At 44.1% G+C, this 893-nt stretch carries 2 protein-coding genes and 1 pseudogene; all 3 read left to right on the top strand.

Annotated elements, in window-relative coordinates; translation table 11 throughout:
• A pseudogene (locus D5R40_RS36820) lies at positions 1 to 262 on the top strand (hypothetical protein); the annotation flags it as partial.
• Between the two features lie 13 nt (positions 263 to 275).
• On the top strand, positions 276 to 593 hold the full coding sequence (locus D5R40_RS33370; RefSeq protein ID WP_124155915.1) for a hypothetical protein: 318 nt from the start codon (positions 276 to 278) through the stop codon (positions 591 to 593).
• 18 nt (positions 594 to 611) lie between these two features.
• The coding region (locus D5R40_RS38800; RefSeq protein WP_205127878.1) for a hypothetical protein at positions 612 to 893 on the top strand (282 nt) is incomplete at its 3' end.

The following is an 893-nucleotide window of genomic DNA, read 5'->3' as shown; positions in this document are numbered from 1 at the left end:
CGAAGAAATCGCAACCATGATCGACATGCATCACAAAATCACTTCTTACAAGGGACCTTTTCGAGAGAATGTAGAGGCTTTTCGGAAAGCAGATTTGGTAGATCTGTCCATGGGTAAGATAAGTTTTGGGATTAAGCAGCAGTTTATCGAAGAAAACTACCGTCGCTTTCCCTTACGAGGTTTTCACTTCACCATTCTTTCGGCCTTCTTTCGGCATATCGTCAAGCATCCGCTCAATCCTTTGCCGATGATGAAGAAATAATAGATTTGATCGCATGAATTGGCAGGAAAAAGCAGAAACATTCTGGTCCCAGGGTTACCTCCTCCTTGAAGATTTTTTCCAGGAAGCCTTCATGGATGAACTCAATGCTGAAGTTCTCGCTCATTTCGGATTGAATCCGGATTGGGAGCATTCCCTTGATTTCATCGAGAAATCAGAGTTAATGACGGAGGCCTTGCGAAGGTTTGCGGCAGAGTTTTGTATTTCATCTTCTCGATCCCGGCTTCGAGCCATTCCCCCAATAAAACACTCTGAGATTCCCAATGATTTATCCCAATTGGCTCGACTTTTCATTCGCTATCCTGGAAGATAAATCTTGCGAGACCTCACCTTGAACAATGAGGATTTTGCACTGAGCATGCGCGGGAAACCCTTTCATGATCGGTCAAACCAATCAGATTATGGCCTGTTAATGAGTACGTTAAGGAAGAGAAGACTTGATCGCTTGAATCGCATATTGCGAAGCAGAGATTTGAACAGCTGGCAAAACCAATTGAGCAGCCTAAAAGAACTTTATCCCAAGCAATCGACCAATTGGGATTTCTACCAGAAAGCCCTTTCACGTGAGAATGAAGGGATGGAAGGAGAAGCTTCCCGAAACAATCGTACCGAG

Origin of the sequence: Okeania hirsuta, from assembly GCF_003838195.1 — a bacterium.
GTDB classification, from domain to species: Bacteria; Cyanobacteriota; Cyanobacteriia; order Cyanobacteriales; family Microcoleaceae; genus Okeania; species Okeania hirsuta.
Note: the sequence above shows the minus strand (reverse complement) of the source record. Positions and strands in the feature narration are given on the sequence as shown.